The sequence below is a fragment of the Achromobacter sp. genome (assembly GCF_050285585.1).
In the GTDB taxonomy this organism is placed as follows: Bacteria; Pseudomonadota; Gammaproteobacteria; order Burkholderiales; family Burkholderiaceae_B; genus Achromobacter.
In genome coordinates, this window is the sequence record NZ_JBLZXF010000015.1 from 38277 (window position 1) to 62289 (window position 24013).

The window sequence follows — 24013 nt, forward strand, 5'->3', positions numbered from 1 at the left end:
AGGAGAAGGCTTAGGGCATCCGTCGAATGTGCGGGGCCTGGAAAAGGGAGTGGAATGTCGCAACCCGTTACGCATCGGGCTCCTTTCCAAGCAACGAAGTCATTCACAAGTGGATTTGCCATGACTACTTTTTTCGGAACGTTGAGCCGAGCCATAGCCGCTATCGCGCTCGTGTCCTCGCTGGGCGCTTGCGCCCTGTCTCCCGGTATGACCTTTGACGCCAATCAGCTCGCAGACCCGCTGGATCCCAATTCGAAGGCAGTGATCAAGGAAATCACGCCCAGCCTCGTTCTCGATGACCAACGCGCCCGCGAGGCGCTGCTCGACAACGAAGGCGTCGACCGCCTCTACGGAAAATCGGGGCCATACCTCATCGGACCGGGAGACATCCTGTCGGTCGTGGTGTGGGACCACCCCGAGCTCGTCCTTCCGACGCAAACCTACGCCATTGGTTCTGGGGTAACCGAACTAGCCATCGGGGATACCGCATCCGGCATTCCGGGCTATACGGTCTCATCCACTGGATATATCCAATTTCCCTATGCCGGACTGCTGAAAGTGGCGGGGTTGACGGAACTCCAGGCGCGCAATCTCATAGTGAGCAGGTCCAGCAAGTACATCCAGGATCCGCAAATCACGGTACGCGTTCTGGGATATCGCAGCAAGCGTGTCTACGTCGATGGCGAAGTGACGACGCCGGGCACGGTTGCGATCAACGACATCCCGATGACGTTGATGGAAGCGATCAACAGGGCCGGCGGAATTCTGCCGACCGGAGACCGCAGCGCAGTGTACGTGATCCGGGACGGGCGCCGTACTCGCGTGAACTTGCCGGCGCTGATCGAGCGCGGGCAGGACCTGAATCAGGTACTGCTGAGGTCGGGCGACATCGTGAGAGTGACGCCGCGCGACGACAGCAAGGTATTCGTGATGGGCGAGGTCACCTTGCCCACCGCGGCAGTGATGCGTGACGGGCGCATGTCGTTGACGGAGGCGCTGGGCTTGGCTGGAGGACCGAACCAGCTCACCTCCAACCCGTCGCAGATCTTTGTCGTTCGCAGCACAGAGCAGGCGACGCCGCTGGTGTTCCACCTGAACGCCGGTTCGCCGCAGGCCCTCGCGGTGGCGGAGAAGTTTGAGTTGCAACCCAAAGACGTTGTGTTCGTGGATTCGGCCGGCCTGGTGCGGTGGAACCGCTTCATCAGCAACCTGTTCCCGAGCGCGCAGACGGTACAGACCGTGAAAGCCATTGACTAGTTCTTAACCCACGCCTTTGGGGACGCCGCGACCGTAGCGGCGTCTTCTCTTGGAGAGCTGCATGTCGTTGCCTATCGAATCGTTTGAGCCGTCCGTGCCGGCTCGCCAGCAGGAAACCCCACTGACGTCGCACGTGGACGCCATCTTCTCCAACCGGTGGATGATCATCGCGATCACGCTGCTCGCCTTCGTGGGAGCGCTTGCCTACGTGATGGTCACCCCGAAGGTGTTTTCCGCCGACATCATCGTCCAGGTGGAGGAGGAAATGCCGCAGGGCCAGAGCCGCAGCCTGCTGGGCGACGTCTCCACCATGTTCGACACCAAGGCCGAGACATCCGGCGAAATGGAGGTGCTGCGCTCGCGCATGGTCGTGGGCCCGGCCGTCGACAAGTTCCTCCTGTACATCCATGCCAAGCCGCGCTACTTCCCGGTGGTGGGCGAGTGGCTCGCGCAACGCTACGAAAGCCTGCCCTATCCCACCAGCCTGCCGCGCGGCGGCTATGCATGGGGCGGCGAAGCCATCGCGATCTCGCAGCTGGACGTGCCCAACGAATGGCTGGGCAAGCCCTTCCGCGTGACCACGCTGGGAGAGGGCCGCTATACGCTGAGCGACAAGCTCACCGGCGCGACCTTCAACGGCACGGTCGGCAAGCCGGAACACTTCCTGCTGCCGGGCGGCGGCGCCATGGACGTGCACATCGATGCGCTGACGGGGCGTCCGGGCACGGAATTCACGGTGTCGCGCAGTTCGCGCCTGGCCGCCATCGAGGACGTGCAGTCGCGCCTGGGCATCTTCGAGCGCGGCCGCACCTCGGGCGTGATCGGCGTGACGCTGGAAGGCAACGATCCCGCGCTGACCACCGCGGTGCTGAACCAGATCGGCCAGGAGTACGTGCAGCAGAACGTCAACCGCAAGTCGGCGCAGGCGGAGAAGTCGCTGGTCTTCCTCGAGCAGCAGCTGCCGATCCTCAAGGGCGAGCTGGACGCGGCCGAGACCAAGTACAACTCTCTGCGCAACAAGCGCGGCACCATCGACCTGAGCGAAGAGGCCAAGCTGATCCTCGCGCAGTCGGTGGACGCGCAGACCAAGGTGATGGAATTGCGCGCCAAGCGGCAGGAGATGATTACGCGCTTCGCGCCGACCCATCCGAGCATCGTGGCCATCGACCGGCAGATCTCCGCGTTGACGGGCGACGTGAACCGCATCGGCAACAACATCCGCCAACTGCCGGACCTGGAGCAGGATGTCGTGCGCCTGGTGCGCGACGTGCGCGTCAACACCGAGCTCTACACGGCGCTGCTCAACAACGCCCAGCAGCTGCGCCTGATCCGGGCGGGCAAGGTGGGCAACGTGCGCATCCTGGACGCCGCCGTGCAGCCCGACAAGCCCGTGCGCCCCAAGGCCGCCATCATCATCGGCGTGGCGACGGCGTTCGGCCTGATCTTCGGCATGCTGTGCGCCTTCGTGCGCAACGCGCTGTTCGGCGGCCTGTCCGAGCCCGACGACGTCGAGCGCCATACCGGCCTGCCCGTGCTGGCCGCGATTCCCTACAGCGACATGCAGGACAAGCTGTGGCGCAGGAGCCGCCGCAAGAACGCGAGCGTGCCGGCGCTGCTCGCGCAAAGCCAGGGCAATGCGCCGCCCATCGAAAGCCTGCGTTCCTTCCGCAACGTGCTGCAGGCATCGCTGCGCCAGTCGGCCAACAACATGGTCATGTTCACGGGGCCGGTGGCGGGAGTGGGCAAGTCATTCCTGTCGGCCAACTTCGCCTTCATCCAGGGGGGCGTGGGCAAGCGCGTGCTGCTGATCGACGCGGACTTCCGCAAGGGGCAGCTGAACCGCTACTTCGGCGTGCCCAAGGAAGACGGCCTGTTCGAAGTGCTCTCGGGCACGATCCCGCTCAGCCGGGTAAGAAAGCACAGCGTGTCCGAGGGCGTGGACTTCATCGCCACCGGCGCGGTCACCTTCGATCCTTCCGAACTGCTGGCCTCGCCCGTGTTCGGCGAGACCCTGCGCGAACTGGCGTCCCAGTACGACATGGTGATCCTGGATACGGCGCCCGTGCTGTCGTCGCCGGACGCCGCCGTGGTCGGCACGCACGCCGCGGCCGTCATGGTGGTGGTGCGTTCCGGAATGAACACGGTGGGCGAGATCCGCGAGACGGCCAAGCGCCTGATCCAGGCCGGCGCGCCGGTGGACGGCGTGCTCTTCAACGGCCTCAAGCTTCTTCCGGAACGCTTCGGCTTCCGGTCCAAGTACGGCAGTTACCGCTACTCCCGCGCGGCGTACTACGGCGATTTCAAACAGAACGGCCCTAAGTGAACGCCACCCGGAGAAAATGGCATGCACGGAACATTTGGCTGGGACACCCCGCAAATTCTGGATGCGGTTTTCAAGGCTTATGACATACGCGGCACGGTGCCGGACGAGATCGACGCGCGTTTCGCGCACAGCCTGGGCATGGCGACGGGGACCCGGGCGCGCGAACTCGGGGCGCGGTCGATGGTGGTGGGGCGCGACGGCCGGCTGAGCAGCGTGGAGCTGGCGGCCGCGCTGCAGGCGGGGCTGCGCTCGGCGGGCATGCACGTCATCGATATCGGGATGGCGACCACCCCCATGGTGTACTTCGCGACCCGTCTGATGGACACGGGCTCGGGGATAGCGGTCACGGGCAGCCATAACCCGCCCACGCACAACGGCTTCAAGATCGTGCTGGACGGCGCATCGCTATACGGCGACGGCATCACCGCGCTGCGCGACGCGATGCGCCAGCCGATCGAGTCGGCCAGCGTGGCGGGCGGCCGCACGCAGATGCAGATCCAGCCGTGCTACGCGGCCCGGCTGATGGGCGATATCCGCATGGCGCGGCCGATGAAGATCGCGATCGACTGCGGCAACGGCGTGGCGGGCGCGGTGGCGCCATCGCTGTTTCGCGCGCTGGGCTGCGAAGTGACCGAGCTGTTCTGCGAGGTCGACGGCACGTTTCCCAGCCACCACCCCGATCCCGCCGATCCGCAGAACCTGCAGGACCTGATCTATTGCCTGCGCTATTCCGACTGCGAGGTCGGCCTGGCGTTCGATGGCGACGGCGACCGGCTGGGCGTAGTGACCAAGTCGGGCCAGATCATCTGGCCCGATCGCCAGCTGATCCTCTTTGCGCGCGACGTGCTGTCGCGCAATCCGGGCGGCGAGATCCTGTACGACGTCAAGTGCAGCCGCCATGTGGCGCGCGCGGTCACCGAGGCCGGCGGCAAGCCCACGATGTGCAGGACCGGCCATTCCCTGATCAAGGCCAGGATGCGCGAGACCGGCGCGCTGCTGGCGGGCGAGATGAGCGGCCATATTTTCTTCAAAGAGCGCTGGTATGGCTTCGACGACGGCATCTATGCCGCCGCGCGGCTGCTGGAGATCCTGTCGGCGGCGCCGGACCCGTCCGCGCTGCTGGAGAATCTTCCGCAATCCTGCGCCACGCCCGAAATCAAGCTGGGAACCGCCGAAGGCGAGCAGTTCGACCTGGTGGAGGCTTTGCGCGCGCAGGGAGAGTTTCCCGGCGCGGTCTCCATCAGCAACCTGGACGGCGTGCGCGTGGACTATGCCGATGGCTTCGGCCTCGCGCGCCCGTCCAACACGACGCCGACGGTGGTATTGCGTTTCGAAGGGGACACCGTGGCCGCACTGGCCCGTATCGAGGAGGACTTCCGCAACGCGTTCCGACGCATTGCCCCTCATGTTCGTTTACCGTTTTAAGGAGCATCACGCGATGGGAAAGGCCAAACATGCGATTGAGGCATTGAGGGCGAATTCCGGCCTGGCGGACAGCCCGGAATGGCAGGCGTTTGCGCAGGCCGCGCAAGCCGCCGAACTGGAGGCCGGCGCGCTGAAGGTCATCGAGGCGGCGGGCTTGTGCGTGGACCTGACCATGCAGCGGCAATCCCCGGCGCTGGACGCGGCGGCGCTGTCGCTGCTGCAGGCGCGGGGCCTGGCGGAGGCGCGCCGCGCGCTGTTCGCGGGCGAGCCCGTCAACTGGACCGAAGGCAAGCCGGCCTGGCACACGGCGCTGCGCGCGGGGCGCACGCGCGAGCAGCCGGACGGACAGGACGCGGATTCCGTGTGCGAGTATTCGCGCATGACGGACTTCGTCCGCAGGCTGGATCAGACCGCGGATTTCGCGACGGTGCTGCATATCGGCATCGGCGGCAGCGATTGGGGGCCGCGCCTGGCGGTCCAGGCGTTCGGCGGCCCGGCCCAGCGCCGGCAGATCCGCTTCGTCTCCAACATAGACGGGCATGCGTTCCACGACGCCGTGGCCGGGCTGGACCCGCGACGCTGCCTGGTGGTGGTGTCTTCCAAATCCTTCACCACCGCGGAGACGCTGCACAATGCGCGCGCCGCCATCGCCTGGCTCAAGCAGGGCGGCGTGGCCGACGTGTCGGAACACCTGGCCGCGGTCACCGCCAACGTGTCGGCGGCGCGCGCGCTGGGCGTGCCGTCCAGCCAGGTCTTCAAAATGTGCGATTGGGTGGGCGGGCGCTATTCCGTCTGGTCGGTGGCCGGCCTGTCCATCGCGCTGACGGTGGGCGCCGACGTGCTGATCGGCATGCGTGCCGGCGCCGAGGCCATGGACCAGCATTTCCAGCAGGCGCCGTTCGCTTCCAACGCGCCGGTGCAGTTGGCGCTGTCGGGGTTGGTGAATTGCAGCGTGCTGGGGCACAACTCCCTGAACATCGCCGCCTACAGCGCGCGCCTGCTGCATCTCGTCACCTACCTGCAGCAGCTGGAGATGGAGTCGCTGGGCAAGCGGGTCGCGGGCGACGGCGCGGCGGTCGGCGTGCCGACCGCGCCCATCATCTGGGGCATGCCGGGCACCGACGGCCAGCACACCTTCTTCCAGTGGCTGCACCAGAGCGAGGACGGCGCGCCGGTGGACTTCATCGCCAGCCTCCAGGGCCACGCGGACAGTCCCGACGCGCACCGCATGCTGCTGGCCAACTGCCTGGCGCAGCGCCAGGCCCTGCTGCGCGGCAAATGCCTGGAGCAGGCGCTGCTGGACGTGGCGCACATCGACGACCAGGAGCGCGCCCTGAGCCTCGCGCAGCACATGGTGCATCCGGGCGGACGGCCGTCCACCCTCATCGTGCTGCGCCAGCTGGATCCGCGCGGCCTGGGCGCGCTGCTTGCGCTGTACGAGCACAAGGTGTTCGTGCAGAGCGTGGTGTGGGGCATCAATCCCTTCGACCAGTGGGGCGTGGAGCTGGGCAAGCGCCTGGCCACGGGCATCGAGCGCGAGCTCGCGGTGCCGGTATCGGCGGGCCTGGTGGACTGGGGGCACGATGCGTCCACCTCGTACTGGATCGACCGCTACCGCAGCCACGCGCAGGCGCCGCGTCCGCGCCACGCCTGGGTGCCCGGCGTGGCGGCGCATCTGTGAAGGGGCGGTCCATGCAGGAAGCTCTGCATGTGTTGGTGACGGGCGGCGCCGGCTACATCGGCACGCATACGCTGGTGGCGATGCTGGCCGCGGGCCAGCGGCCGCTGGTGCTGGATGATTTCAGCAACGGCAGCCGCGAGGCCGTGCGGCGGGTGGAGCGGCTGTGCGGCGCGGAGATCCCGCTGGTCGAAGGCGACATCCGCAGCCCGGGCATGGTCGAGTCGGTGCTGGCGGCCTCGGCGGCGCGGGGCGCGCCGGTGGGGGCCGTCCTGCATCTGGCGGGCAGCAAGGCGGTGGGAGAATCGGTCGCGGACCCGCTCAAGTACTACGACAACAATGTCGGAGGCTCGATGGCCCTGCTGCGCGCGATGCGCGAGGCGGGCGTGGCCCGGCTGGTGTTCAGCTCGTCCGCCACCGTCTACGGCGAGCCGCGCTACCTGCCCTTCACCGAGGCGCATCCGCTGGCGCCGACCAATCCCTACGGCCGCAGCAAGCTGATGATCGAGGAGATGCTGCGCGACGTGTGCGCGGCCGACCCCGGCTTCAGCGCGGTCACGCTGCGCTATTTCAATCCCATCGGGGCGCACCAGAGCGGGCAGATCGGCGAAAGCCCGCGCGATATCCCGAACAACCTTTTCCCCTACATCACGCAGGTGGCGGTGGGCCGCCAGCCTTTTCTGCGAGTCTTCGGCGACGATTACGACACGGCCGACGGCACCGGCGTGCGCGACTACCTGCACGTCATGGACCTGGCGCAGGGCCATGTGCAGGCGCTGGCGTATTCGGCCGGGCATCCCGGTTTCGTGGCGGTCAACCTGGGGACCGGGCAGGGCACCAGCGTGCTGGAACTGGTGCGCGCCTTCGAACGCGTCAATGGCTGCCGGATCCCGCTGCAGGCGCAGCCGCGGCGCCCCGGCGACATCGAACGGATGTGGGCCGACCCGGCGCTGGCCGCCTCCCTGCTGGGGTGGCGCAGCACGCACGGCGTGGACGCCATGTGCGCGGACGGCTGGCGCTGGCAGCAGGGGAACCCGCAGGGCTACGGGCCGGACCCCGGGGAATAAACCCCTACGCCGTGTCGGATGGGCTCGGCGAAACGGGTGCGAGCGGTTACAGTTGACGGGAATATTGCGAAGCAGCATTGTCCGGCGGCATGCCCGCCGGACGCTATACCGTCAGCGAGGCACCTCCCATGTTCGATTTCAATCCGCATGCCGGCGCGGCCGGCTCCCGACCGGAGATCCGGCGATGAGCGGGCCGACCCACATTCCGCCGGCCCACTGGAACCTGGACAGCATCGTGTCCGGCCTGCACGCGGCGCGCGTCGCCTGGCGCGGCCCGCGCGGGCGCCTGCGCGAAGACGCCGGCCTGCGCGAATTCCCCTCCCAGGAAAGCCTGCGGCAGATCATCAAGGACCTCTGTGGCGCCCTGTTCCCGATGCGCCTGGGCCCGATCGACCTGCGCGAGGAGGTCGAGGATTTCTACGTCGGCCACACCATCGGCGCGGCGCTCGACGCGCTGCTGCACCAGGTCTGCCTGGAACTCCAGTACGTGGGCCGGCCCGAGCAGGCCGCAACCCCCGGCACGCGCGAGCGTGCGATCGAGATCGTGCGGCAGTTCGGTGCCGAACTGCCGCGCGTGCGGGCCGCGCTGGACCTGGACGTGACCGCCGCCTACCAGGGCGATCCGGCCGCGCACAGCGTCGACGAAGTCCTGCTGTGCTACCCGGGCGTCTCGGCGATGATCCACCACCGCCTGGCCAACGTCCTGTATCGCCTGGGCGTGCCGATGCTGGCGCGCATGGTGGCGGAAATCGCCCACGCCGACACGGGCATCGACATCCATCCCGGCGCCACCATCGGCAGCAGCTTCTTCATCGACCACGGCACGGGCGTGGTGATCGGCGAAACCGCCATCATCGGCGACCGCGTGCGCCTCTACCAGATGGTGACCCTGGGCGCGAAGCGCTTCCCGCCGGGCGAGAACGGCGAGCTGAAAAAAGGCCTGGCGCGCCACCCCTTGATCGAAGACGATGTGGTGATCTACGCTGGCGCCACGATTCTCGGCCGCGTTACGATCGGCAAGGGCTCGACCATCGGCGGCAACGTCTGGCTCACGCGCAGCGTGCCGCCGGGCAGCAACGTCACCCAGGCCAGCCTGGTCAGCGATATGCCCGACTGCGGCCTGGGCGGCTGAGGGCCGCCGTATCCGCCGGCGCGGCCCCCTTGGCGGGGCCGCGGCATATTGGAGCCAGGATGGACACACGAGTCTCGGATCTGGCCGCGTTGCGCGGCTTCGTCGACCGCCACCCGCGGCTGTTCGTGCTGACGGGAGCGGGCGTCAGCACCGATTCCGGCATTCCCGACTACCGCGACACCGAAGGCGAATGGAAGCGCTCGCCGCCCATGACATTGCAGACCTTCATGGGCGGCGAGCTCGCCCGCGCGCGCTATTGGGCGCGCAGCATGGTGGGCTGGCGGCGTTTCGGCCAGGTGCAGCCCAACGCCTCGCACCGCGCGCTGGCCCGGCTCGAATCCCGCGGCCATGTGTCGCTCCTGGTGACGCAGAATGTAGATGGCCTGCACGAGGCCGCCGGCAGCCGCGAGGTCGTCGACCTGCACGGCAGGCTGGACCAGGTGCGCTGCATGGCCTGCGATTGGCGCGGCGGCCGCCACGCCTGGCAGGAGGCCCTGCTGGCGGGCAATCCCGGCTGGACGCTGCTGGACGCCGCCGATGCGCCGGACGGCGACGCCGACCTGGACGGCGAGGATTTCTCGCAGTTCCGCGTGCCGCCCTGTCCGCGCTGCGGCGGCGTCGTGAAGCCGGACGTGGTGTTCTTCGGCGAAACGGTCCCGCGCGAACGCGTGGACCGCGCCAACGTCGGCCTCATGGGCGCCGACGCGGTGCTGGTGGTGGGCTCGTCCTTGATGGTGTATTCCGGCTACCGTTTCGTGACCGCCGCCGCGCGCAACGGCATGCCCATCGCCGCGGTCAACCTGGGCCGCACGCGGGCCGACAACATCCTGACGCTGAAAGTGGAGCTTCCGTCCGCCGTCGCGCTGGAGGCGTTGTAACAGGGTTCCCGGCCGGCCGGTTTTTGACCGGTTTAAGCAAGTACTTGCCGCGCAAGGTTTTTTTTACGCGGTTACAGACCTTTCCAAAGGGTTGTCCACAGGAACTGGGGATAACTCCTAGGGATAACCCCGATTTTTCGACCTGGAGCAGGGCCGGTCTGTCAAGTCTCGGCGGCCTCCGCCGCGTCCCCCATTAGCGCTTTGCGCGCCGCGTGCCAGCTGCCGGCGTCCGGCGCATACAGCAGTCCGCCGGTGCGATGGGTGGGCTTGTAGGGCGACCCGTCGAAATGCGCCGAGTAGCCGCCGGCTTCCCGGTGCAGCAGCCAGCCCGCCGCATGGTCCCAGGCGGTCAGCTGGTTGTAGAACGCGATGTGGCAGTGGCCGGCGGCCAGCGCGCGGTATTCGTGCGCGGCGCAGCGCAGCGACGCCGTGCTGGCCAGGCGCGAGAGATTGCCGTTGACCGTCGAGCGCAGCGGTTCGGGCAGCGCGCCCGTGGCGATGAAGCCGTCCATGTCCTCGGGCGGGGCGGGGCTGGCGACCGCGAGCGGGACCTGGCGGCCGTTTTCGAATTCCATCCAGGCGCCTTCGCCGCGCACGGCCAGCGCGCTGTCGCGATTGAGGGGATCGTAGATCGCGCCGGCGATCACGTCGCCGCGATGGCAGGCGGCGATCATCATGCCGAAAAGCGGCAGGCCGGCCACGTAGTTGCGGGTGCCGTCGATGGGATCGATCAGGAAGGCAAGGTCGGCGTCGACCAGCATGTTCAGCAGCGCGGGATTGCGGGCCGAGGCCTCCTCGCCGATCAGCACGGCGCCCGGATGCAGCTTGGACAGGCGCGCCGCGATGAGGCGCTCGGCGGCCTCGTCCGCGTCGGTCACGAGGTCGCGCGCAGACGTCTTGCCGCGCACCGCGCCCTCGGGCAGGTTGCGAAAGCGCGGCATGACTTCCGCCTGGGCGGCTTCGGCCAGAATGGCCGCAAGCCGGCGGGTGTCCTCTCGGGTAAAGGTTCTGCTCATACGGGCTGGGGCCTGTTCATCCAGGGGAACGCGCAAATCTACCATGCCTGGGTGGAATGTCCGGTGTCGGCGTCCATGCGAAACACCCGGGCGGACCAGCGACGGTCCGCCCGGGTGTCAGACGTTCCCGGAGGACTCAGGCGCCCAGGTCGACGCAGAGGTACTTGATTTCCAGGTACTCTTCGATGCCGTACTTCGAGCCTTCGCGGCCCAGGCCGGATTGCTTGACGCCGCCGAACGGGCCGACTTCGTTGGAGATGATGCCGGTGTTGATGCCGACGATGCCGTACTCCAGCGCTTCGGACACGCGCCAGATGCGGGCGTAATCGCGGGTGAAGAAGTAGGCGGCCAGGCCGAAGATGGTGTCGTTGGCCATGCCGATGACTTCCTCTTCCGTTTCGAAGCGGAACAGCGGGGCCACCGGGCCGAAGGTTTCCTCGGTCGCGAAGCGCATCGACTGGGTCACGTCGCGGACCACGGTCGGTTCGAAGAACGTGCCGCCCAGCGCATGCGGCTTGCCGCCGGCGATGACCTTCGCGCCGTGCGCGGTGGCATCGGCGATGTGTTCCTGCACCTTTTCCACGGCGCTGCTGTCGATCAGCGGGCCTTGCGTGACGCCGTCGGCGAAGCCGTCGCCCACCTTCATGGCCTCGACCTTGGCCACGAGGCGCTTGGCGATCTCTTCATAGACGCCGGCCTGCACGTAGATGCGGTTGGCGCACACGCAGGTCTGGCCCGCGTTGCGGTACTTCGAGGCCAGGATGCCGTCCACGGCGCGATCCAGGTCGGCGTCGTCGAACACGATGAAGGGCGCGTTGCCGCCCAGTTCCAGGGACAGCTTCTTGATGGTGGGCGCGCATTGCTCCATCAGCGTGCGGCCGACTTCGGTGGAGCCCGTGAAGCTCAGCTTGCGCACGACGTCGCTTTCGCACAGCGCGGCGCCGATTTCACGCGAACTGCCGGTGACGACGTGGAACACGCCAGCGGGCACGCCGGCTTCCTCGGCCAGCACGGCCAGCGCCAGCGCGGTCAGCGGCGTCTGCTGGGCGGGCTTGACCACCATGGTGCAGCCGGCGGCCAGCGCGGGGCCGACCTTGCGCGTGATCATCGCGGCGGGGAAGTTCCACGGCGTGATGGCGGCGGTGACGCCGATGGGCTGCTTGAGCGCCATCAGGCGCTGGCCGGCCTTCGGGCTTTGCAGGATGTCGCCGTCGATGCGCTTGGCTTCTTCGGCGAACCATTCCAGGAACGAGGCGGCGTAGGCGATTTCACCGGCGGCCTCGGTCACGGGCTTGCCCTGTTCGGACGTCATGATGGCGGCCAGGTCGCCCTGGTGCTGCATCATGAGCTGCGCCCACTTCAGCAGGATGGCGGCGCGTTCCTTGCCGGTCTTGGCGCTCCAGGCGGGCAGCGCGGCCTCGGCGCTGGCGATGGCCTGTTCGGTTTCCTTGCGGCCCAGCTTGGGCACCGAGACGATGGTCTTGCCGGTGGAGGGATTGCTCACGGGGATGGCGGGGCCGTCGCCGGCGCCCACCCACTTGCCGTCGATGTAGCAGGCGTCGCGCAGCAGGTCGGGACGCGCGAGGGGCTGGGTCAGTGCTGTCATTGTTGGAGTCTCCTTGAATGGAAGGCGGGCGGCCAGGAAACGCTTGCGGGCGCCGCGGATTTCCGGCTCGGTGGCCGGAAACCGCTACGCCCGCAATGATTGTGCCTGTCCGCCAGAAAATCGGGTGTTCAGGCCCCCGGGATCAGGCGCCCAGCGCCTCGGACAGGATGGCCAGAGCGCGATCGAACTGGGCGTCGGGAATGGTCAAGGGGTACAGGAACCGCAGGACGTTGCCGTATACACCGCAGCTTAGCAAAATCAGGCCCTTTTCGATGGCGCGCGCTTGCACGCGCTTGACCGCTTCCGCGTCGGGCTTGCCGGTGGCGGGATCGTTCAGCTCCAGGGCGACCATGGAACCCAGGCCGCGCACGTCCGCGATGCCGGGAACCTTGGCGCGCAGGCCTTCCAGGTGGGCGCGCAGCTTGTCGCCCAGCTGGGTGGCGCGTTCGCACAGTTTTTCCTCGGCGATCACGTCCAGCACGGCATGCGCGGCGGCGACGGCCAGCGGGTTGCCGGCATAGGTGCCGCCCAGGCCGCCCGCGGCCGGGGCGTCCATCACGTCGGCGCGGCCGACGACGCCCGAGATCGGGAAGCCGCCGCCCAGGCTCTTGGCCATCGTGATCAGGTCGGCCTGGACCGAGTGGTGCTCCATGGCGTACAGCTTGCCGGTGCGGCCGAATCCGGTCTGCACTTCGTCTGCGATCAGCAGGATGCCGTGCTCGTCGCAGACTTTGCGCAGCGCGACCATCAGTTCGGGCGGGGTGATGTTGAAGCCGCCTTCGCCCTGCACGGGCTCGATGATGATGGCCGCGACGCGCTTGGGATCGATGTCGCACTTGAACAGCAGGTCCAGCGCCTTGAGCGAATCCGCCACGGTGATGGACTGCGTGCCGTTGGGGAACGGCACGTGGTAGATGTCGCCCGGCATCGGGCCGAACGACAGCTTGTAGGGGGCGACCTTGCCGGTCAGCGCCATGCCCAGCATGGTGCGGCCGTGGAACGAGCCCGAGAAGGCGATCACGCCCGAGCGGCCGGTGGCCGAACGCGCGATCTTGATCGCGTTCTCGACGGCTTCCACGCCGGTGGTGAAGAAGGCGCTCTTCTTCAGGCCGTCGATGGGGGCCAGGCGGTTGATGCGCTCGGCCAGCGAGACGTAGCCCTCGTACGGCACGATCTGATAGGCCGTGTGCGTGAAGTTGTCCAGTTGCGCGGAAACCGCGGCCTTGACCTTCGGGTGCAGGTGGCCGGTGTTCAGGACGGCGATGCCGCCCGCGAAATCGATGTATTCCTTACCGTTGGCGTCCCACAGCGTGGCGTTTTCGGCGCGCACCGCATAGAAATCGCACATGACGCCGACGCCACGGGGCGTGGCCAGGGAACGGCGGGTATTCAGGTCCTGATTCTTCATCTCAGCCTCGCAGAGCATGATGGGCGGTAAATAAAATCCCGCGCCGCGCCTTCGGTTCGCGGGACCCTGACGGGGCGCTTTTTACCTCGGGGCGGCCCGGCGGCAATACGCTCTTATTTAATGCTACGATGGCTCCATTTGTGGGAACCACTTTGATAAATCAGGTAGAACCAATTGCGTTCCATTGTCGGTGACTTGCTGCTGCTGCGCCTGGCCGACGGCTCCAGCGAGCCCATGAACAAGCGCTTGTACCAGGGCATCCGGGAAGCCATCCTGGACGGGGCCATCGCCGCGGACTCCAGATTGCCCGCCACGCGCGACCTGGCGGCCGAGCTCGGCATCGCCAGGAATACCGTGGTGCATGTCTACAGCCAGCTCCTGGCCGAGGGCTATACCCGCAGCCGCCAGGGCAACGGCACCTTCGTCAATGCTTCCGTTCCGGATTCCTATCTGGCCAGCGGCCGGCGCCGGCGCCAGCCGCCGCCGCCGCAGCCGCGCCCGGCGCTGTCCCCGCGCGGCGCGGCCATCGTCGACGGGGTGTCGGCGTCGCCCTACCAATGGGGCGCCTTCATGCCCGGCGTGCCCGACCTGACCGAGTTCCCGCACAAGAAGTTCGGGCGGATCTTCAGCGCCCTGTGGCGCAATCCCTCGCCCGACCTGCTGAGCTACGCCTACGGCGGCGGCCTGCCGGCGCTGCGCGAAGCGCTGGCGCAGCATCTGGCGCTGACCCGCTCCATCGATTGCGATCCCGAACAGATCATCATCACCGAAGGGTCGCACCAGGCGATCGACCTGACCACGCGCATCCTGGGCGAGGCGGGCGAGACGGCCTGGATCGAGGACCCGGGCTACTGGGGCGCCCGCAGCATCCTGCAGGCCAACGGGCTGAACACGGTGCACCTGCCGGTGGACGAAGAAGGCATGCGGCTGCCCGACACCGTCGCCACGCCGCCGCGCTTCATCTTCGTTACCCCCTCGCACCAGTATCCGCTTGGGCCGGTCATGTCGCTGGCGCGCCGCCGGCAGCTGCTGGCGGTGGCGCGCCAGAGCGGCAGCTGGATCATCGAGGACGACTACGACAGCGAGTTCCGCTTCTCCGGCCGGCCCATCGCCTCGCTGCTGGGGCTGGAGCCCGACGCGCCCGTCATCTATATGGGCACCTTCAGCAAGACCCTGTATCCGGGCCTGCGCGTCGGCTACCTGGTGCTGCCCAAGGCCCTGACGGCCGCCTTCCAGGCGGCGCATGCCGAGCTTTACCGCGAAGGCCACCTCATGACGCACGCCGCGCTGGCCACCTTCATTTCCGAAGGCCATTACGCCGCCCACATCCGCCGCATGCGCATGTTGTACGGCCGCCGCCGCGCCATGCTCGTCAATCTGATCGAAAGGCGGCTGGGCCCCGACTGGCTGCATCGCGACGCCAGCATGGCGGGCCTGCACCTGGTGCTGACCTTGCCCAGGGACATGGACGATCTGCGCGTGGTGGAGGTGGCGCGCGGCAAGGGCGTGCTGACCCGCGCGCTGTCGCGCTACTACGTCAACGACGAGGGGCGCCGCCCCGGCCTGCTTCTGGGCTATGCCTGCGTTCCCGAGAACGAGATCGCGCGCAAGTTCGAGGTGCTGCTGGAAAGCCTGGCGGAAGTGGCGCGCGCTCCCGCGAGCCTGGTCGTGGCGCAGTCAGGCCGGCGCTAGCGCCGCCGCGAAGGCCGCGGCGTTGCGCATGCCCTGGTCTTCGAAATTGGTGTTGAACACCGCGTGCGCCTGGGCGCTCTGCGCCGCCAGCCGCGAGAAGCGTTCGGCCAGTTCGGCCAGTTCCTGTTGCGTGTATTCGTATTGGAACCGGCCCGACGACGCCGTTCCCGAAACGTTCCAGGCGGCCGCGTTGCGTCCGTGCAGGCGCAGCAGGGCCAGGTCCGGATGGGTGCATTCCCAGACGGCCGGCACGGTGTTGGAGAACCCCTGGGGGGCGTCCACCACGGTATGCGCGACGCCGAGTTCGCGCTCGAACGCCAGCGTGCCGGCGGTGGCCGCGGGCGAGCCGAACCAGCTGCCGTGCCGGAACTCCACCGACACCAGGTGCTCTTCCATGCGCCGCGCGCAGTCGGCCACCCGCGCCATGCCGCGCGCGTCGCGCCGGACCCAGGGCGGGAACTGGAAATGCACCGCGCCCAGCTTGCCGGGCAGCCGCAGCGGTTCCAGCGCGAGCTGGAAGCGGCGCCAGAGTTCGTCGCGCAGGTCCGGCGGCATGCTGTCGTGGTAGATGACGGGCTCAGGCCAGTCGGAAAGCTCGCGGCGGATGTCGGCCGGCAGCGCGGAAAGCGGGGTCTGGTGCCCGGTGAACAGCCGGAAGGCCTTGATGTTGAAGACGAATCCGTCCGGCGTGCGCTGATCCCAGAGATAGGCGTTTTCCGCCGTGGGCAGGGCGTAGTAGCTGGAGTCCACTTCGGCCATGGAAAAGCGCGACGCGTAGAAGCGCAGCCGGGCCTTGGCGCTGCCGGCCTCGGGGGGGTAGAAGCGGCCGCAGGCGAGCAGCGTGGGGTCGGTCCAGGAGGCGGTGCCGGTCAGGAGGCGCATGGGGCGGACGCGTGGGGGCGGGGCGAGACGCCGGCGCCCAGGGGAACGGACGGAAATCAAAAAATTCTGTATAAATATACAGTGCCAATCCGATGCGGGGCAATGTCCCGGCTCTTTCTTTACCGAGGCCGCCGTCCGCGGCCCTGTTCCATGTCCGACCCGACCCGCCTGCCGTCCCAGCCCGCCTCCGGCCGTCCCGATCCCCTGGCCGATCTCAACCCCGCCCAGCGCGAAGCGGCCGAATTCGGCGTGGGGGGCGCGTCCGGGGACGACGGCCCGCTGCTGGTGATCGCGGGCGCCGGCTCGGGCAAGACCAACACCCTGGCGCACCGGGTCGCGCACCTGATCCTCAACGGCGCGGATCCGCAGCGCATGCTGCTCCTGACGTTCTCCCGCCGCGCGGCGCTGGAAATGGAGCGGCGCGTGGGCTCGGTGCTGCAGCGGGTGATGAACCTGCGCGCCACGCAGCAGCCGCCGTCGCTGCCCTGGGCGGGCACCTTCCATGCGATCGGCGCGCGGCTGCTGCGCGATTGCGCGCAGCGGATCGGGCTGTCGGAAGCCTTCACCATCCATGACCGCGGCGACGCCGAGGACCTGATGGGCATGGTCCGCCACGAACTGGGGCTGTCCTCCACGAAATCCCGATTTCCGCTCAAGGGCACGTGCCTGGCCATCTATTCGCGCGTGGTCAACAGCCAGGCGCCCGTGGCCGACGTGCTGAAAACGTCCTTTCCATGGTGCGCCCAGTGGGAGGACGAGCTGAAGAACCTGTTCCGGGCCTACGTGGCCGCCAAGCAGGACCAGCAGGTCCTGGACTACGACGACCTGCTGCTCTACTGGGCCGAGATGATGTCGGAGCCGGGCATAGCCGCGGACGTGGGCGCGCGCTTCGACCACGTGCTCGTGGACGAATACCAGGACACCAACCGCCTGCAGGCAGCCATCCTGCTGGCGATGAAGCCCGACGGGCGCGGCCTGACGGTGGTGGGCGACGATGCCCAGTCCATCTATTCGTTCCGCGCGGCCACCGTGCGCAACATCCTGGATTTCCCTTCCCAGTTCCCCAAGCCGGCGCGCGTGATCACGCTGGATCGCAACTACCGCTCCACCCAGCCCATCCTGAACGCCTCCAACGCCGTCATCGGCCAGGCGACCGAGCGCTACGCCAAGGACCTCTGGACCGACCGCCAGTCGTCCCAGCTGCCCGAGCTGGTCACGGTCAGCGACGAGGCCGGACAGGCGCGCTGGGTGGCCGACCAGGTGCTGGCGCAACGCGAGGGCGGGGCCACGCTCAAATCGCAGGCCGCGCTGTTTCGCACCTCCAGCCACAGCGCCGCGCTGGAACTGGAACTGACCCGCCGCAACATCCCCTTCGTGAAATTCGGCGGCCTGCGCTTCCTCGAGGCCGCCCACGTGAAGGACCTGCTGTCGCTGTTGCGCTGGGCCGAGAATCCCAGGGGCCGCATGGCCGGTTTCCGCGTGGCGCAATTGCTGCCCGGCATCGGCCCGGCCACCGCGGGCAAGCTGATGGACGCCATGGCCGCGTCGGCGGAGCCCCTGCGCGCGCTGCGCGAGTTCAAGCCCGGCGCGGCGGCGCAGGAGGAGTGGCGCGGGTTCGCCGATACCTATGCGGCGCTGTGCGACCCGGGGCTGAAATGGCCGGCCGACGCGGACCTGGCCCTGCGTTGGTACGCGGGGCAGCTGGAGCGCCTCTACGACGACGCGCGCGTGCGCCGGGCGGACCTCGACCAACTGCTGCGCATCGCGTCGGGCTACCCATCGCGCGAACGCTTCCTGACCGAGCTGACGCTGGATCCGCCGGACGCCACCAGCGACGAATCGGGCGTGCCGCTGCGCGACGAGGACTACATGATCCTGTCGACCATCCATTCCGCCAAGGGGCAGGAATGGAAGGCGGTCTACGTCCTGAACGTCGTCGACGGCTGCATCCCGTCCGACATGAGTACCGGCACGGCGGAAGAGATCGAGGAAGAGCGCCGCCTGCTGTATGTGGCGATGACGCGCGCCAAGGAACGCCTGCAGCTCATCGTGCCGCAGCGCTTCTACGTGCATCAGCAGACCGGCATGGGCGACCGCCATGTCTATGGGTCGCGCACCCGCTATATCTCGAATGCGATGCTGCCGCTCTTCGATCACCTGCCCAAGCCGCCGGACCTGCCCGCCGGGCGAGGCGCCGCGAAGGAGCCTCAGGCGCCCAGCGTCGACGTGGCGCGCCGGGTGCGCAATCTGTTCTCGTAGAACGGGCTATCATCGCCCGATACGCATAAGCTGTCCTGCAGGGATCGCATTGTCTGAGGGTGTTTATGTCCACTGAAGAACACGCCGCCGGCGCGCCGAAGGGCGAGGTCATCGCGTCGATCGCCTACCTCAACGGACGGCGGGAGCGCGAGGTTCCGATCGAGGAGGTCGGGCAGTACGTCGGCCAGGGCCACGGCATGCTCTGGATCGGCCTGCGCAACCCCGGGCCGGAGCTGCTGGCCAAGGTAGCGAGCGAACTCGGCGCCTGCGACAAGAACCAGGAAGAAATGCTGGAGGCCCACCGGCGGCCGAAGATCATCGACTACGGGAACATGATTCTCATCGTGGCCATCACGGTGGAGGTCGAGGCCGAGCGGCCCATCTTCGGCGAAACCCAGTTCCTCATCGGCGACGGCTTCCTGGTCACGGTGCGCCGTGGCGCCACCGCGGGCCACAGCCCCTTGCGCGAACGGCTGGAGGCCTCGCCCGATCTGCTCAAGCGCGGCAGCGACTACGTGGCGTCCGAACTGCTGGACTGGCTGGTCGACCGCTACGTCGCGGCGGCCGGCAAGATCGAAACGGTGGTGGAGGGCGCCGAACAGAAGCTGCTGATCCGGGGCGCCAAGGATTCCGACATCCGCAGGCTGTACCGGCAGCGGCGTGACCTGCTGCGCATCCACACGGTGGTGTCGCCGCTGGCCGAGATCTGCCGCCGCCTGGCGCGCGTGGAAATGTCGGCCGTGGACGAGCATGCCCGGCCGTACTTCGGCGAGGTGGCCGACCGGGTGCTGCGCGTGGACGAGCTGTTCAATTCCCTGCGCGAATCCCTGGCGTTCGCGTTTGAAGCCAGCCTGATGATCGGCCAGGCGGCGCAAAACGACACCACCCGCAAGCTGGCGTCCTGGGCCGCCATCCTGGCGGTGCCCACCGCCATCGCCGGCATCTACGGCATGAACTTCGAATTCATGCCCGAACTGAAATCGCCCTGGGGCTATCCGGTCACCCTGGGCGTGATCGCCACGGCGTGTTCGGTGCTGTACTGGCGGTTCCGGAAGTCCGGTTGGCTGTAGGATGGGTGTAGCGCGAGAGCCTATAGGCAAGAACCCCAACATCCAACGCGCGCAACCCATGCGGCCATGAGCAAACAGTGCCCGGCACCGCTCGGAAGCAACCCATGCGGTCGCAATTGGCTGTTGTCGGCCGATGCGGGAGCCGGTTTCCCACGGCCGCATGGGTTGCGCGCGTTCAGCGCTGTCGTTCTTGCCTAAGGGCTCTCGCGCTCCACCCATCCTACGCCCCTACCTCCCTGTCTTTCGGTTCCCGGCAAGAATAGCCGCCCCGCCTTCGGGCCGCCCCGCGGCGGCGCGGGGGCCGACCATCTATGGCAAACTCCCAGCGTTTTCCTACCTGGAGCCGGCGGTGCGTGGCAAATCTCCCTTTGGCGGCAGCAAGCTGACCGCCCTGGCCGTGGCCGTGATTCTTGCGGCCGCGGGCGCCATCGTCAATTGGCTGCAGCCCTCGGAGCCGGAAGGGCGGCGGCCGTCCCCCTCCGGCCAGACCCGGCCGGCCCCCTCCGCCCAGAACCGCCCGGGCGCGGTCCTGGCCGGCGGCATTCCCCCGGGCAGCTATACGCTGACGGGCGCCATCGTCAATGTCGCCGATGGCGACACGGTGACCCTGCGCGCGCCGGACGGCCAGCGCAAGATCCGCATGGACAGCATCGACGCGCCGGAAGAGGGCCATGGCGCCGAGCAGCCGGGGCAGCCCTATGCCGAAGCCTCGCGCAAGCACCTGGCGGGCCTGGTCGCGGGCAAGACGCTTACCGCCCAATGCTATGAAAAGGACCAGTACGGCCGCGACGTGTGCGCGCTGATCCTGGAAGACGGCCGCTCCGCCAACCGCGCGCAGGTCGAGGCAGGCTACGCCTGGGCCTATACGGCGCGGCAGGGCGACTACCTGCGCGACAAGGCCATGCCGGACCTGCAGCGCCAGGCCAGGTCGGCCGGCCGCGGCCTGTGGGCGCAGCAAGGCGCCATGCAACCCTGGAAGTGGCGCTACGACTGCTGGCGGCAGCGCCAGTGCGGCTGATCCTCCTCCGGGCGTAGGGGATGCCAGGGTACTGGCCCCGGCCCGTGTTTGCTATCCTCTGTCGCAACGATTCGAAGGGAAGGTTTTCATGCGTGCATTGAAGCGGCTCTGGGCGACGGCCATGCTGCTGTCGCTGGCGTTGACGGGCTGCTCCCGGGAAAGCCCGATCAACAGCCCCTATCCGTCCGGCGCGGAGAGCCAGAACACGCTGTATTCCGCGTTCGTCAAGCGTTCCCCGAAGTACCTGGATCCGGCCAGCTCCTATTCCGGCGATGAAACCCCCTATACGTACAACATCTACGAAACGCTCTACGGCTACCACTATCTGAAGCGGCCCTACGAGCTGGTGCCGCGCGCCGCGGCGTCGATCGATCCGCCGGTCTACCTCGATGCCCAGGGCAACACGCTGCCGGCGGACACGCCGGGCGAGCAGATCGCGCAGAGCGTCTACGACATCAAGCTCAGGCCCGGTTCGCGGTTTGCCCCCCATCCGGCTTTCGCCCGCAAGGCCGACGGCGGCTACGACTACTACCCGCTGGCGCCGGGCGAACTCGACGGCAAGTACTACATTCCCGATTTCCCGCGCACCGGCACGCGCGAACTGACGGCGGACGATTACGTCTACGCCATCAAGCGGCTGGCCAGCCCGCGGGTGGTGTCGCCGATCTCCTCCCTGATGGCCGAGCACATCGTGGGCCTGAAGGAGTATGGCGAGCGCCTGCGCCAGCGCGACCAGGCGCTGCGCCGCGACGTGCCGGGCGGCGCGGGCGCGCCGCCCTGGCTGGACTTGCGCGAGCCCGACGGCTTCTCCGGCGTGCAGGCGCTCGACCCCCACACGCTGCGCATCCGCGTCAACGGCAAGTATCCGCAATTCAAGTACTGGCTGGCCATGACCTTCACGGCGCCCATTCCCTGGGAGGCCGACCGCTTCTACAGCCAGCCCGGCATGGCGGCGCACGATCTGTCGTTCAACACCTGGCCCGTGGGCACGGGCCCCTACATGTTGGTGGAGTCCCTGCAGAACCGCCGCCACGTGCTGGGCCGCAACCCCAACTACCACGGCGAACCCTATCCCTGCGAAGGAGAGCCCGGCGACAAGGCCGCCGGCCTGCTGGCGGATTGCGGCAAGCCCACCCCCTTCATCGACCGCGCGGAATTCAGCGTCGAAAAGGAAGCCATTCCCCTGACCGGCAAGTTCATGCAGGGCTACTACGACATGCCGCAAATCGAGCGCGGCGAGTACGGCGTCGCCATGCTGGTCGCGGCGGGCGACAGCCAGGACAAGGCGCGCCAGTACCGCGAGCACGGTATCAAGCTGCCTACCACGGTCGAGACCGCGAACTGGTACATGGGCTTCAACTGGCTGGATCCCGTCGTGGGCAAGGGCGACACGCCCGAACAGGCGGAAAAGAACCGCAAGCTGCGCCAGGCCATCAGCATCGCGTTCGACTGGGAGGAATACGTCGCGGTATTCGAGAACAGCCAGGCTTCGGTGGCCTACGGGCCGGTGCCGCCGGGCGTGCTCGGCTACCGCGATCCGCCGGAGGGCGTGAATCCGGTGGTCTACGACCTGGTGGACGGCAAGCCCGTGCGCAAGTCCGTGGACGTGGCCAAGCGCCTGCTGGCCGAGGCCGGCTACCCCGACGGCCGCAACGCCAGCACGGGCGCGCCGCTGGTGCTGTACTACGACTCCATGTCCGGCGGCGGCTCCAATCCGCAATTCGACTGGATGCGGCGCCAGCTTGCCAAGATCGGCGTCCAGCTGGACGTGCGCGCCACGGACTACAACCGCTTCCAGGACAAGATGATGCGGGGTTCCGCCCAGATCTTCCTGTGGGGCTGGAACGCCGACTACCCCGACGCCGAGAATTTCCTTTTCCTGCTGTACGGCCCGAACGCCAAGGCCAAGGGCGGCGGCGAAAACGCCGCCAACTACGCAAGTCCCGAATACGACCGCCTCTTCGAGCAGTTGAAGTTCCTGGACGACGGCCCCGAGAAAGAGCAGCTCATCGCCCGAATGGTGGCCATCGTGCAGCGCGACGCGCCCTGGATGTTCGGCTATTTCCCGATGTCGGGAGGCGCCTACCAGCAATGGGTGGGCAACGCCAAGCCGACCCAGATGGTCCGCAACACGCTCCAGTACATGAAGATCGACCCGGTGCTGCGGCAGCGGAAAATCGACGAATGGAACTACCCGAGATGGTGGCCCATCGGCGTCTTCATATTGCTGCTGGCGCTGGCGGTCTGGCCATCCTGGGTCGCGCTGAAGCGCCGCGAGCGCCAGACGGCATTTGCGCCGCGCGTCGGCAAGGAGCAACAATCATGATCGGCTACGTGATCCGCCGGTTGCTGTATGGCGTGCTGATCCTGATCGGCGTGAACCTTTTCACCTTCGTCCTGTTCTTCGCGGTGAACACGCCCGACGACATGGCGCGGCTGGCGATCGGCGGGCAACGCGTCAGCCAGGACGCCGTGGAAAAATGGAAGGCCGAGCGCGGCTATGACAAGCCGCTGTTCTTCAACGACCGGGCCGAGGGCGCCGCGCGGCTCACCGACACGGTGTTCTATCAGCGCTCGGTGCCGCTGCTGGCCATGGATTTCGGCGCCTCCGACGGCGGGCGCGATATCGGCCGCGAGATCCAGACGCGCATGGGGCCCAGCCTGGCGCTGGCGGTTCCCACCTTCATCCTGGGGCTGTTCGTCAGCATCGTTTTCTCCCTGACGCTGGTGTATTTCCGGGCCACGAGGCTGGACTTCTGGGGCGTCGTGCTCTGCGTGCTGCTGCTGTCGATCTCCAGCCTGTTCTACATCATCGCGGGGCAATGGGTCTTCGCCAAGCTGCTGCGCCTGGTGCCGTTCTCCGGATTCTCCGGAGGGCTGGACGCGGTCAAATTCCTGGCGCTGCCGGTGCTGGTGGCCATCGTGTCGCGGCTGGGGCCGGAAGCGCGCTTCTACCGCACCCTGTTCCTGGAAGAGATCGGCAAGGACTACGTGCGCACCGCCCGCGCCAAGGGCCTGGCCGAGCGCGTGGTGCTGTTCCGGCACGTGCTGCGCAACGCCATGCTGCCCATCCTGACCAGCACGGTGGCCGCGTTGCCGCTGCTGTTCATGGGCAGCCTGATCGCGGAATCCTTCTTCGGCATACCCGGCCTGGGCAGCTACACCATCGACGCCATCAACGCGCAGGACTTTTCGATCGTGCGCGCCATGGTGTTCCTCGGTTCCGCCCTTTATATCGTCGGGCTGATCCTGGCCGACATTTCCTACACGCTGGCCGATCCCCGCGTCAGATTCGAGTAGCC

Annotated in this window: 17 protein-coding genes; 13 read left to right on the top strand and 4 right to left on the bottom strand. The window is 67.8% G+C overall.

Features of this window, described 5'->3' with window-relative positions; translation table 11 throughout:
• The first annotated feature begins 120 nt into the window (after positions 1 to 120).
• From ACN6PJ_RS19395 to ACN6PJ_RS19425, 7 genes are all read left to right on the top strand, one after another.
• On the top strand, positions 121 to 1257 hold the full coding sequence (locus ACN6PJ_RS19395) for a polysaccharide biosynthesis/export family protein (RefSeq protein ID WP_427997467.1): 1137 nt from the start codon (positions 121 to 123) through the stop codon (positions 1255 to 1257).
• A gap of 61 nt (positions 1258 to 1318) precedes the next feature.
• On the top strand, positions 1319 to 3580 hold the full coding sequence (locus tag ACN6PJ_RS19400; RefSeq protein ID WP_427997468.1) for a GNVR domain-containing protein: 2262 nt from the start codon (positions 1319 to 1321) through the stop codon (positions 3578 to 3580).
• 21 nt (positions 3581 to 3601) lie between these two features.
• Positions 3602 to 5005, top strand: a complete 1404-nt coding sequence (locus ACN6PJ_RS19405; protein ID WP_427997469.1) for a phosphomannomutase/phosphoglucomutase — start codon at positions 3602 to 3604, stop codon at positions 5003 to 5005.
• A gap of 13 nt (positions 5006 to 5018) precedes the next feature.
• Positions 5019 to 6686: a glucose-6-phosphate isomerase gene (pgi, locus tag ACN6PJ_RS19410; RefSeq protein ID WP_427997470.1), complete on the top strand. Its 1668-nt coding sequence runs from the start codon at positions 5019 to 5021 to the stop codon at positions 6684 to 6686.
• 11 nt (positions 6687 to 6697) lie between these two features.
• Entirely contained in the window at positions 6698 to 7750 is a 1053-nt protein-coding gene (galE, locus tag ACN6PJ_RS19415; RefSeq protein ID WP_427997471.1) for a UDP-glucose 4-epimerase GalE, read from the top strand.
• 184 nt (positions 7751 to 7934) lie between these two features.
• The gene (epsC, locus tag ACN6PJ_RS19420) at positions 7935 to 8882 is read left to right on the top strand and encodes a serine O-acetyltransferase EpsC (RefSeq protein ID WP_043547415.1); all 948 of its coding nucleotides are present in this window, start codon (positions 7935 to 7937) and stop codon (positions 8880 to 8882) included.
• 59 nt (positions 8883 to 8941) lie between these two features.
• Positions 8942 to 9760 carry an NAD-dependent protein deacetylase gene (locus ACN6PJ_RS19425; RefSeq protein ID WP_427997472.1) on the top strand — a complete coding sequence of 273 codons (819 nt, stop codon included), beginning with the start codon at positions 8942 to 8944 and terminating at the stop codon, positions 9758 to 9760.
• Between the two features lie 161 nt (positions 9761 to 9921).
• On the opposite strand, the gene ACN6PJ_RS19430 is transcribed toward ACN6PJ_RS19425, so the two are convergent.
• The 3 genes from ACN6PJ_RS19430 to ACN6PJ_RS19440 form a co-directional block, all read right to left on the bottom strand.
• A complete protein-coding gene (locus tag ACN6PJ_RS19430; RefSeq protein WP_427997473.1) occupies positions 9922 to 10776 on the bottom strand; it encodes an inositol monophosphatase family protein in 855 nt (284 codons plus the stop codon).
• A gap of 136 nt (positions 10777 to 10912) precedes the next feature.
• Positions 10913 to 12382 (bottom strand): NAD-dependent succinate-semialdehyde dehydrogenase, encoded by a 1470-nt coding sequence (locus tag ACN6PJ_RS19435; protein ID WP_427997474.1) that lies wholly within the window; start codon positions 12380 to 12382, stop codon positions 10913 to 10915.
• A 142-nt stretch (positions 12383 to 12524) separates the two neighbouring features.
• A complete protein-coding gene (locus tag ACN6PJ_RS19440; RefSeq protein ID WP_427997475.1) occupies positions 12525 to 13790 on the bottom strand; it encodes a 4-aminobutyrate--2-oxoglutarate transaminase in 1266 nt (421 codons plus the stop codon).
• A 174-nt stretch (positions 13791 to 13964) separates the two neighbouring features.
• Between ACN6PJ_RS19440 and ACN6PJ_RS19445 the strand changes: the two genes are divergently transcribed.
• On the top strand, positions 13965 to 15482 hold the full coding sequence (locus tag ACN6PJ_RS19445) for a PLP-dependent aminotransferase family protein (RefSeq protein ID WP_427997476.1): 1518 nt from the start codon (positions 13965 to 13967) through the stop codon (positions 15480 to 15482).
• Here the strand turns inward: ACN6PJ_RS19445 and ACN6PJ_RS19450 are convergent.
• Positions 15468 to 16364, bottom strand: coding sequence for a DUF72 domain-containing protein (locus ACN6PJ_RS19450; RefSeq protein WP_427997477.1), 897 nt, complete (start codon positions 16362 to 16364; stop codon positions 15468 to 15470). The two genes, ACN6PJ_RS19445 and ACN6PJ_RS19450, sit on opposite strands and share 15 nt — an antisense overlap.
• 150 nt (positions 16365 to 16514) lie before the next feature.
• Here ACN6PJ_RS19450 and ACN6PJ_RS19455 point away from each other — a divergent pair, with 150 nt between their 5' ends.
• The 5 genes from ACN6PJ_RS19455 (at position 16515) to ACN6PJ_RS19475 (ending at position 24011) form a co-directional block, all read left to right on the top strand.
• Complete coding sequence (locus tag ACN6PJ_RS19455) at positions 16515 to 18623, top strand: ATP-dependent helicase (protein ID WP_427997478.1); 2109 nt, start codon at positions 16515 to 16517, stop codon at positions 18621 to 18623.
• 65 nt (positions 18624 to 18688) lie between these two features.
• Complete coding sequence (locus ACN6PJ_RS19460; protein WP_427997479.1) at positions 18689 to 19693, top strand: magnesium and cobalt transport protein CorA; 1005 nt, start codon at positions 18689 to 18691, stop codon at positions 19691 to 19693.
• Between the two features lie 349 nt (positions 19694 to 20042).
• Complete coding sequence (locus ACN6PJ_RS19465) at positions 20043 to 20711, top strand: thermonuclease family protein (RefSeq protein WP_427997480.1); 669 nt, start codon at positions 20043 to 20045, stop codon at positions 20709 to 20711.
• An 88-nt stretch (positions 20712 to 20799) separates the two neighbouring features.
• A complete protein-coding gene (locus ACN6PJ_RS19470) occupies positions 20800 to 23037 on the top strand; it encodes an ABC transporter substrate-binding protein (protein ID WP_427997481.1) in 2238 nt (745 codons plus the stop codon).
• Entirely contained in the window at positions 23034 to 24011 is a 978-nt protein-coding gene (locus tag ACN6PJ_RS19475) for an ABC transporter permease (protein WP_427997482.1), read from the top strand. The genes ACN6PJ_RS19470 and ACN6PJ_RS19475 overlap by 4 nt, the downstream gene beginning before the upstream one ends.
• The last annotated feature ends 2 nt before the right edge of the window (positions 24012 to 24013 follow it).

Excerpts from the sequence above, each read along its gene's own strand:
- ACN6PJ_RS19395 (WP_427997467.1), top strand. The coding sequence starts at position 121 with ATGACTACTTTTTTCGGAACGTTGAGCCGAGCCATAGCCGCTATCGCG.
- ACN6PJ_RS19400 (WP_427997468.1), top strand. The coding sequence starts at position 1,319 with ATGTCGTTGCCTATCGAATCGTTTGAGCCGTCCGTGCCGGCTCGCCAG.
- ACN6PJ_RS19405 (WP_427997469.1), top strand. The coding sequence starts at position 3,602 with ATGCACGGAACATTTGGCTGGGACACCCCGCAAATTCTGGATGCGGTT.
- pgi (WP_427997470.1), top strand. The coding sequence starts at position 5,019 with ATGGGAAAGGCCAAACATGCGATTGAGGCATTGAGGGCGAATTCCGGC.
- galE (WP_427997471.1), top strand. The coding sequence starts at position 6,698 with ATGCAGGAAGCTCTGCATGTGTTGGTGACGGGCGGCGCCGGCTACATC.
- epsC (WP_043547415.1), top strand. The coding sequence starts at position 7,935 with ATGAGCGGGCCGACCCACATTCCGCCGGCCCACTGGAACCTGGACAGC.
- ACN6PJ_RS19425 (WP_427997472.1), top strand. The coding sequence starts at position 8,942 with ATGGACACACGAGTCTCGGATCTGGCCGCGTTGCGCGGCTTCGTCGAC.
- ACN6PJ_RS19430 (WP_427997473.1), bottom strand. The coding sequence starts at position 10,776 with ATGAGCAGAACCTTTACCCGAGAGGACACCCGCCGGCTTGCGGCCATT.
- ACN6PJ_RS19435 (WP_427997474.1), bottom strand. The coding sequence starts at position 12,382 with ATGACAGCACTGACCCAGCCCCTCGCGCGTCCCGACCTGCTGCGCGAC.
- ACN6PJ_RS19440 (WP_427997475.1), bottom strand. The coding sequence starts at position 13,790 with ATGAAGAATCAGGACCTGAATACCCGCCGTTCCCTGGCCACGCCCCGT.
- ACN6PJ_RS19450 (WP_427997477.1), bottom strand. The coding sequence starts at position 16,364 with ATGCGCCTCCTGACCGGCACCGCCTCCTGGACCGACCCCACGCTGCTC.
- ACN6PJ_RS19455 (WP_427997478.1), top strand. The coding sequence starts at position 16,515 with ATGTCCGACCCGACCCGCCTGCCGTCCCAGCCCGCCTCCGGCCGTCCC.
- ACN6PJ_RS19460 (WP_427997479.1), top strand. The coding sequence starts at position 18,689 with ATGTCCACTGAAGAACACGCCGCCGGCGCGCCGAAGGGCGAGGTCATC.
- ACN6PJ_RS19470 (WP_427997481.1), top strand. The coding sequence starts at position 20,800 with ATGCGTGCATTGAAGCGGCTCTGGGCGACGGCCATGCTGCTGTCGCTG.
- ACN6PJ_RS19475 (WP_427997482.1), top strand. The coding sequence starts at position 23,034 with ATGATCGGCTACGTGATCCGCCGGTTGCTGTATGGCGTGCTGATCCTG.